Source organism: Paenibacillus algorifonticola, assembly GCF_000971975.1.
In the GTDB taxonomy this organism is placed as follows: Bacteria; Bacillota; Bacilli; order Paenibacillales; family Paenibacillaceae; genus Pristimantibacillus; species Pristimantibacillus algorifonticola.
On sequence record NZ_KQ040788.1, the window covers coordinates 1 to 10,050 of the forward strand.

Genomic DNA, 10,050 nt, shown 5'->3' on the forward strand with positions numbered 1-10,050 from the left:
CGTATTCACCAGACTGCGGTGCTCGATCATGACGCCCTTCGGCCGTCCGGTCGTCCCCGACGTATAGATTACATAGGCCAGATCACTCGGCTTGTTGACGTGCGCCAGATTCATCCGGTTCGCGTCATTCGACGCTCCTTCGCTATACAGCGCCTCGTCGTCCAAGCACAGCACGGTCTGCAGCGTCTGCTCTTCCGCCAGCCACTCCCGCGTACGCTCCTCTAGATGCGTCTGTGTCAGCAGCACTTCCGCTCCGCTGTCCTCCAGCATAAAACGGATCCGGTCGGACGGGTAATCCGGATCGAGCGGCACATAGGCGCCTCCCGCCTTCCATACCGCCAGCACCCCGACCAGCATGTCCACCGACCGATCGGCCAGAATGCCGACCAGTTGATCCGGCTTCACCCCTTGGGCCCGCAGGCTGCGCGCCAGACCGTTCGAACGCTCGTTCAGCTCGCGGTAGGTCAGCTGCTTCTCCTCGTACACCACCGCCGTCGCTTCAGGGCTCCGCTCCGCTTGTTCCTCAAACAGGTGATGGAAGGTTTTCTCCAGCAGCGGCGGCGCGGTCTCTGGATTGAATACGCGCTGAATCTGCTCCTGCTCCTCCGCCGTCAGCATGCCTAACGACGCGATTTTCGCGCCCGGATCGTTCACAATCGCGGCGACCAATTGCTCGTAGTGCTTCGCCAACCGCTCTACCGTTTCTGGTTTGTACAACGCGGTTGCATATTCGAGGGCGCATTCCAAACCGTCGCTTCCCTCCATGACGTCAAGGCTCAGGTCAAATTTCGACATCCCGTAGTCACTCGGAAACGACGTCAAACGAAGCCCTTCGAGAGCAAATTCCTTGTTTTCAATATTTTGCAGCGAAAACATCGTTTCAAAGAGCGGACTGCGGCTCAAATCGCGGGTCAGTTGCAATTTGTCCACCAGTTCTTCGAACGGATAATCCTGGTGCTCGTAGGCACCCAAGGTCGTTTCCTTGACTTCCTCCAGATACGACAGGAATGTTTTCTCTCCGGCCGGGCCGTTGCGCAGCGCCAGTGTATTGACGAACATCCCGATCAATGGCTGCAGGTCGCCATGTGTCCTTCCCGCGATTGGCGTGCCGACGACAATATCTTCTTGACCCGTGTACTTTTGCAGCAGGATCGTATACGCCGCAAGCAACACCATGTACAGCGTCGCGCCGTTTTCCGCCGCCATTCGCTTCAAGCCCTCGCTCTTCTCGGCATCCATACGGAACTGCAGCGTATCGCCATCGTATCGCTGCACGGCGGGACGCGCATAATCTGTCGGCAGCTCCAGCACCGGCAGTTCTCCGCTAAACTGGCTCAGCCAGTAGGCTCCCTGCTTGTTCAGACGCTCGCGCTGCGCTTTGGATTGCTGCCATACCGCGTAATCCTTGTACTGTATCCGCAGCTCAGGAAGCTCCTCGCCGCCGTATAGACGGACGAATTCTTCGACGAGGACATCCGTAGATACGCCGTCCGAGATAATATGATGCATGTCAACGAGCAGGATGTGGCGTTGTTCCGCCAGTTGGATCAAGCCTATTCGCAGGAGCGGCGGCTTCTTCAGATCGAACGCACGGATGAATGCCCGCACCTTCCGTTCCGCCTCTTCTTCGCTAGCCGCCATATACTCCACGGCAAAATTCGCCTCTGGATATACCCGTTGTACCGGTTCGCCATTTACGATCTCGAACCCGGTGCGCAGCGTCTCATGGCGTGCGATCAGACCGCGGAACACCGCTTCAAACCGTTCCCGCTCCAGCGCTCCCTCCAGCAGCATCGCTCCTGGCATGTTGTAGCTTTGCTCCGCTCCTTCCAGCTGGTGCAAAATATAAAGCCGCTTCTGCGCCGACGATACGGGGTAATGCTCGCTTGCCTCCGTCCGAGGAATCGCTTCGTATGCCTGCTGCGCCATCCCCTTGAGCGCTTCCGCCATCTTCTCGACGGTAGCCGAGCGAAACACGTCTTTTAACGGCAGACTGACGTTCAATTCCTTGTGAATCCTGCCCACCAGCGTAGTCGCACGCAGCGAGTGGCCGCCAAGCTCGAAGAAATTATCGTGGACGCCGACCCTTCCAACTCCAAGCACGTCCTGCCAGATGAGCGCCAGCTTCGCTTCCAGTGGCGTTCTCGGCGCCACAAAGTCCATCCCCGTCTGCATGCTTTCCTCCGGGGCCGGAAGCGCTCGACGATCCACCTTCCCGTTGGTCGTCAGCGGCATATGCGCCAGCTGCACAAAGTACGTCGGGATCATATAGCCCGGAAGCTCTTGCGACAGGGTGTTTCTTAGTTCGCTTGCCGCAAGCTCGCTGCCGGCTACGAAGTACGCGCAGAGCTGCTTCTCACCTCCGGCGGTTTCACGAACCACGACCGTCGCTTTCTCAATCGGCTCCACCTTGAGCAAATGCGATTCGATCTCGCCCAGCTCGATGCGGAAGCCGCGGATCTTCACCTGATCATCGATCCGGCCCACATACTCAATGGTGCCGTCCGGCAGCCATCTAGCTAGGTCGCCCGTCCGATACATCCGCTCGCCTGGCGCAAACGGGTTGTCCACAAACTTCTCCGCCGTCAGCTCTGGACGGTTCAAGTAGCCTCGAACCAATCCTTCTCCCCCTACGCACAGCTCCCCGGCGACTCCAATCGGCTGCAGCTTGTTCCGCGCGTCAACGATATAGACCGTCGTGTTGCTGAGCGGCTGTCCGATTGGGATGTTCACGGCATCCTGGCTCACCTCATTCACGTCCAACCAGGTTGTATAGACCGCGCTTTCCGACGGACCGTATGCATGCTTGAGTTTGCCGGGTCCGACATAGCTGAGCGCTTTGCGGACGTGACTGACGGAAACCCGTTCGCCACCGAACAAAATCACTCTCAGGTGGCGCAAACAATGGACATTCGCGTCCACAAGCACATTAAAGAAAGCTGTTGTAATGAGCATAACCGAAATGTGCTGCCTTTCGATCAGACCCGCCAATTGCTCGACGTCCAGCATCGTTTCTTTTGGCACCAGAACCAGTCTAGCTCCATTGGTTAAAGCCCCGAAAATATCAAAGGCCGACCCGTCGAAGGAGTAGCTGGACAACTGCAGCACACGATCCTGGTCTGTAATTTCAATATAGTTCGTATTACGAACTATTCGCATCAGGTTCCGATGAGTTGTTAGATTGCCTTTCGGCTTGCCGGTCGTACCGGACGTGTAAATGACGCACACCAAGTCGGTCGCTCCGTTGCTGCGCTCCAGATTGGAGCCGTCTGCGCTGTACGATTGCTCGTCGTCCAGGAAGACAAGTGCGCTCTGTGTCGGAATCCGCTCGCGCAACTGGCGCTGCGCAAGCATCACGTGCGCTCCCGAATCCTCGATCATGTAGCGGATGCGTTCTTCCGGATATTCCGGGTCGATCGCCACGTAGGCTCCTCCGGCTTTTAGAATCGCCAGCATGCCCACAATCATCTCCATGGATCTCTCCGCCATCAGGGCCACCAAACGGTCCTCGCCGACTCCCTGGGAACGCAGCGTCCTCGCCAGCCGATTGGCCCGCTCATTCAATTCGCGGTAGGTCAACTGCCGGTCCTCAAACACTAGCGCCACTGCATCCGGGAGACGCTGCGCCTGTTCCTCAAACAGCTGGTGAAGCGTCTTCTCCCGGGGATACACCGTCGCCGTATCATTAAACTGCTCTACAATCTCGGCTTTCTCCCCGGCTGTCGCAAGCTCCAGATCTCCTACAGCAGCCAGCGGATTTTCGACGATTTGTTCGAAGACATAGACCAGATGTCCCTTCAACCGCTCTATACCCGCCCGATCAAACACATTGGCATTGTAGTCTAGGTGCAGCTGAATGTTGTCTCCGGGAAGCACCGTCAGTGTGAAGTCATAGTTCGTTTGCTCTGCCATTTCAACGTCCGCAATCGAAAGCTTTCCACCGTCTTCATGTCCGGCTTGCTTCATCTGCTCATCGACCGGGTAGTTCTCAAACGCCATGATATGGCTGATCAGATCCTGCTTTTGTGTGCTCATCGCCTGAATTTCGTACAGCGGATAATAATCGTAACGACCAGATTCCAACGCCTGTTCCTGCAGTCTTCCCATCACTTCGGCAAAGCTCGTATCCGGTTCGGAAGTGACGCGCAGCGGGATCGTGTTAATGAATAGTCCGATCATCTCCTCAATCCCCGGAATTTCCGCCGGTCTTCCCGACACGACATTTCCGAATACCACATCACCTGTTCCGTTATATTTCTGCAGAATGATACCCCATGCCGCTTGCATGAGCGTATTGACCGTCACCTGATGCCGCTTTGCGACACGGCTCATCCGTTCGCTCAGGCTGTTGCCCAAATCACATACGATGCGCTCCAAGGCATACCCTGGGCTTCTTCCCTCCGTCTTGGCCTGCGGCAATAGGGTCTGCCCCTCGTAGCCTGCCAAGTACTCGTCCCAATAGTGGGACGCCGCTTCCTTGTCCTGCCGTTCCAGCCACTCAATATACTGGCTGTAGACTGGCGTTAGGTTCCGCTCTGAAGCATCTTCCCGCTCTGGACCCTGAACGTAGGCGGAATACGTTTCAAATAGCTCTTTCGTCAACTGCGGCAAGCACCAGCCGTCCATCAGAATGTGATGGAAGCTCCAGAGCACCTGGCAGCTTTCCGCTTCTGTACGGATGACCGTTACGCGTGCCAGCGCATCCCGCTGCAAATCAAATCCGCGAGCTTTATCGTCTTGCTCTAATTGGTCGATCTGCGCTTGCTGCTCGGACGCATGAAGACCGGTAAGGTCCTTGTAGGCAAATCCGATCCGCTTGTCTCTGAACACGATTTGCATCGGTTCCCCGTTCCAGCCGCTGTAGAAATTGGTCCGCAGTACGGCATGACGGACCGCCAGCTCCTCCCAGCTTTTCGCAAACCATTCGATATTGAGCGTTCCTCGCAAGGTAAATCGCGCCTGCTCAAAATATGCACCGGCATCCGGGTCCATGGCGCTGTGGAACCACATCCCCTTCTGCATAGGCGTAAGCGCGTAGATGTTGTCGATCTGCCCGAGATGGCGCGTTTGTTCCGCGAGCTGCTCCAGTTCCTCCAAGCTCAATCCCTTAAGCTGCACATCGTTTGGTGTCAGTTCCGTCCGATCCTTCGCCTCGCAATGAGCGATCAGTTCCCGAAGGCTCTCCTGCAGGCATGAAGCCAGCTCCTCCATCGTTTCCCTGCGGTATTCCTTGCCGCTGTAGCCGAGGTCCAGCGTCAGCGAGCCGTCCGCAATCATTCCGTTAATGTCCAGCGCGTAGCTTCGGGCTTGCTTGCCGCTCCACTGCGCCCCACCTGCATACCGCGATATGCCAAGCTCGTTGTTTTGCAGATCTTGATCAAACTGACCCAAGTAGTTGAAACTGATCTGCGGTGTCACTCCCCATACGTCTTTCGTCGCGTGCTCCGACAAATACCGGCATATGCCGTACCCGATCCCTTTGTTCGGGATCTGACGCAGATCTTCCTTCGTCTTCTTGATCCGGTAGGACACATCCTTGCCTGGGTCCATCTCCAGCAATACCGGATACTTGCTTGTAAACCATCCCACGGTACGCGTAATATCGATATCCGGCAGGATGGATTCACGGCCGTGACCTTCCAGATTCACCAGCACCCGGTCATGACGGCTCCACTTCTGAATCGCCGTTCCCAGCGCCGTCAGCAGAATGTCGTTCATTTCGGTGTTATACGCTTTATGAACTTGCTTGAGCAGCAGCTCCGTTTCTGCCGCGCTCCACTGAATCGTGATCGTTTCGCTATCCTCCTGCAAGGAGAGCTCCGCTTCCTGATTCTTGGGCAGCGGCGGCACAGCTGTTTGTGCAACGCGCTGCCAATAGGCCTCTTCGTTGTCCATGGCCGAACTTTGCGCGTATGTCGAAAGCTGCCCTGACCAAGCACGATACGAATCGGTCTTCGCCGGAAGACGGATCTCCTCTCCCTTCACGGCTTGCTCATACCCAGCCGCGATATCCTCAAGCAGGATGCGCCACGATACGCCGTCGATGACGCCATGGTGTATGGCGATAAGCCAATGATCCCCATCCTCGCCGTGGAACAACCCGGCTTTTACCAACGGGCCCGACTCCAGATCGATGCTGCTCTGAATGTCGTTCGCTTTGGCTTCGATCGCTTTTTCGTACGCCGCCGCTTCTATTCCCTTGAAGTCGACCGCTTCCAGACTGTAAAGCTCGCCTTCCTCCACTCCCCGGTTCCATGCCGCAACTCCGTTTTCCGTCTGGCGGAATACGATACGCAGCGCGTCGTGATGCTCAACGATTCTTTGAAGCACCTTGCGGACCGCCGCTTCGTTGAAGCCTTCCTTGCGATGAAGCATCACCGATTGGTTAAAGTGGTGCGGGTCGGCAAATTGCTGTTCAAAAAACCAGCGCTGGATTGGCGCTAACGCAACCTCTCCGGCCACCTCGCCCTGATCGGCCATTCTGGCAATCGGCCTGATGTGCCGTCCCAGTTGGGCAACGGTCGGGTATTTGAACAAGTCACGAATTTCCAGCTTGTAGCCAGCCTGATGCAGCCGTGACGAAACCTGAATCGATTTGATGGAATCGCCGCCAAGCTCGAAGAAATGATCCGTCACGCTGATGCGCTCCGCTCCAAGTACCGCCTTCCATACAGCCACAAGCGCTTTTTCCTCCTCGGTTCTAGGCGCGACATACTCACCGCCGGTGTGCACGTTTCCTTCTGGGGCGGGCAGCGCCTTGCGGTCGATCTTCCCGCTTGCAGTGAGCGGCATCCGCTCCAACTGCACAAAGTAGGACGGAATCATGTAGCCCGGCAGCTCCTGCGACAGCGTTAACCTCAGCTCGCTCGCCGTAAGCTCCCCGTGCGCCACAAAGTAGGCACAAAGCTGGTTTTGTCCACTCTCGTCCTCGCGCGCAAGTACAATCGCTTCTTGAACATGCGCCACCTTCAAGAATTGCTCCTCGATCTCGCCAAGCTCGATGCGGTAACCGCGAATTTTCACCTGATGGTCGATCCGTCCCAAATATTCGATATTGCCGTCAGGCAGCCATCTGGTCAAGTCTCCCGTCCGGTACATTCTCTCTCCTGGCGCGAACGGATTATCCACGAACTTCTCCGCCGTCAGCTCGGGACGGTTCAAGTAGCCGCGCGCCAGCCCGACGCCCGCAATGCATAATTCGCCGGCCACGCCGACGGGCAGCGGTTGATTGTACGCATCCAAGATGTAGATCCGATGGTTCGCAATCGGACGGCCGATTGGCACAGACTTTTGCTCGAACACGCCTAGCGGAGCCGCCCAAACCGACGTTACAATGGAGGCTTCGGTTGGCCCGTAGGCATTGAAATACATCACCTTGTCCTTCCACTGGTTCACAAGCTCAACGGATACCGCCGAGCCTCCTGTGATTAGCTTCTTGAAGCTCGGCATATGCTCCGGATTCAGGTAGGTCACATAGGTAGGAGGTAGAATCGCCGCTGTAATCCCGTTTTCATTCATGTAGGTTTCGAACAATTGATAATCCAGAATCGTCGCAGCCGTCGGGATGTACAAGGTTGCTCCGAAGAACAGGGCTTTATAGATTTCCCAGCACGCCGCGTCGAAGGAGAGGCTGGCGAATTGGACGACCCGATCCCGATCGGTAATTCCCAAGGTGTTCTCAAACATCAGCTTCAAGCTGCAAAGCCCGTGATGCTCTACCATAACCCCTTTGGGCTTGCCCGTTGTTCCTGACGTATAAATCACATAAGCCAAATGATTCGGCCCGACTACCGGCTCAAGATTCGAGCTATCCTCGCCGTATGCCTGCTCGTCATCCACAATGACGTATTTTCCAGCAAAAGCCACGCGATCCCGAAGACGACTCTGCACCAGCATCAGCTTCGCGCCGCAATCCTCTAGCATATAACGGATGCGTTCCTCCGGATATTCGGAATCAATCGGCACATACGCGCCCCCGGCTTTTAAGATCGCGACGATTCCGACGATCATCTCCAAGGAACGCTCCAGCATAATGCCGACCGGCTCGTCCGCCTGCACGCCCTCCGCTCTCAATGCCCGCGCCAGCCGATTGGCCCGTTCGTTCAACTCCCTGTACGAAAGCTGTTTGCCCTCAAATACGACAGCCGCATGATTCGGCGTGCGCTCTGCCTGCTCCTCGATCAATTGATGGATAGTCGCCCCGGCCGGATAGGCCGCCGCCGTATGGTTGAACACGCGGTGAAGCTGGTTCTCTTCTTGCGCAGTCAGCATGCCGAGCACCGCAATGGTCGCCTCCGGAGAAGACACAATGGCTTCGAGCAGCTGCTCGTAGTGCTTGGCCACCCGCTCAATGGTTTCCCGTTTATATAAGGAGGTGGCATATTCCAAGCTGCACGCCAAACCGTCATTCCCCTCCGTTACATCCAAAATCAGGTCGAATTTTGCCATCGTATACTCGCTCGGGTACGGCTTCAGATGAAGGCCTTCGAGAGCAAGCTCCTTGTTTTCCGTGTTTTGCAGAGCAAACATCGTGTCAAAGAGTGGGTTGCGGCTTAAATCGCGGGTCACCTGCAATTTCTCCACCAGTTCCTCGAACGGGTAATCCTGGTGCTCGTAAGCTCCGAAGGTAGCTTCCTTGACTTCCTTCAGATACGAAAGGAACGGTTTGCCCCCGGCCGGAGCCATGCGAATGGCCAGCGTATTGACGAACATCCCGATGAGCGGCTGCAGGTCTTCGTGGGTTCTGCCCGCAATCGGCGTGCCGACAATGATGTCCTCTTGCCCCGTATACTTTTGCAGTAAAACGGTATAGGCCGCAAGCAACACCATGTACAGCGTCGCTCCGCTTTCCGCTGCCATTTGCTTCAAGCCCTCGACCTTCTGCGCGTCGATCCGGAAATGAAGCGTGTTCCCATTGAACCGCTGTACCGCAGGGCGCACGTAATCAAGCGGCATCTCCAATACGGGCAGATCTCCGCCTAACTGCTCCAGCCAGTACATTTCCTGCTGCTTTATCCGCTCCTTTTGCGACTCAGACTGCTGCCACACGGCAAAGTCCTTGTACTGAATGCGCAGAGGCGGCAATTGTTCCCCGCCATACAGGGAGATAAACTCCTCCACCAGAACATCTGTCGAGATTCCGTCAGAGATAATATGATGCATGTCGAACTGCAGAATGTGGCGGTTCTGCTCCAGCTCGATCAATCCGACCCGCAGCAGCGGAGGCTTCGTAAGGTCAAACGGCCGGATAAATTCGCTCACGAGCTCGTCGGCTTCCCGTTCGTTGGCGGCCTGCTTGTACTCCACCACAAAATCCACCTGCGGGTATATCTGCTGTACCGGCTCGCCGTCTACCAGCTCAAACCCGGTGCGCAGCGACTCATGACGCGCAATCAGAGCGCGGAATGCCGCTTCGAACCGTTCCCGGTCGAGTACCCCTTCGAGCAGCATCGCTCCCGGCATGTTGTAGCTCTGTTCAACCTCCGCCATCTGGCGCAAAATATACAGCCGTTTCTGCGCCGAAGACATCGGGTAATAATCGCTTTCTTCAGCCGTAGGAATGGAGACGTGCTCCGTTTGCTCCATCCGGTTGATGGCTTCGGCCGTTTCCTCAACCGTAGCGTGGCGGAACACGTCCCGCAGCGGCAGATCCACGTTTAGCTCCTTGTGGATCTTGCTGACCAGCGTAGTCGCCCGCAAGGAGTGGCCCCCAAGATCAAAGAAGTTGTCTCGAACGCCGACCTGCTCAGCCCCGAGTACCTCCTGCCAGATGCCTACCAGCTTCGCCTCCAGCGCTGTCCGTGGCGCGACATGCTCCACGCCACTCTGACCGCCTTCCGGCGCCGGCAGCGCCTTGCGGTCGATTTTGCCGTTCGCGGTGAGCGGCAGCCTCTCCAGTTGCACAAAGTACGACGGGATCATATACCCCGGCAGCTCCTGCGACAACGCCGCTCTCAGCTCGCTTGCCTTTCGCTCATTCTCCGCCGTGTAGTACGCGCACAGGGCTTTCTCCCCTCCTGCGTCCTCTCGCACCACCACGACCGCTTCCCC

Annotated in this window: 1 protein-coding gene; it reads right to left on the minus strand. The window is 56.7% G+C overall.

Annotation, left to right across the window (positions count from 1 at the left end):
* Nucleotides 1–10,050, minus strand: a 10,050-nt coding sequence (locus WH37_RS06735; RefSeq protein ID WP_046229824.1) for a non-ribosomal peptide synthetase, incomplete at both ends; no start/stop codon positions are given.